This is a genomic window from Saezia sanguinis (assembly GCF_003991585.1).
GTDB classification, from domain to species: domain Bacteria; phylum Pseudomonadota; class Gammaproteobacteria; order Burkholderiales; family Burkholderiaceae_C; genus Saezia; species Saezia sanguinis.
Map to the genome: position 1 here is coordinate 1 of NZ_PQSP01000073.1, position 272 is coordinate 272.

Consider the following 272-nt stretch of genomic DNA (forward strand, 5'->3'; position numbering starts at 1 on the left):
CCGCCGTTTCGACGCCGAGGCGACGTTGAAGATGGTGTCCGACCACAAGGCCGATATGCTCGTCGCGGTACCGACCATGCTGCACCGGATGGTGGAACTGCCCGAGGAGATCCGGGCGAAATACGATACGTCGTCGCTGAAGGGCATCGTGCTGGCCGGTTCGGCGCTCTCCCCGGAACTGAGCACCCGCGCGGCCGAGGTGTTCGGGCCCGTCGTGCACTACCTGTACGGGTCCACCGAGGTCGCCATCGCGACCGTGGCCCAGCCACATG

Annotated in this window: 1 protein-coding gene; it reads left to right on the forward strand. The window is 66.5% G+C overall.

Annotation, left to right across the window (positions count from 1 at the left end; genetic code table 11):
• On the forward strand, positions 1-272 hold a 272-nt coding region (locus tag CUZ56_RS15035; protein WP_148113767.1), incomplete at both ends, for an AMP-binding protein.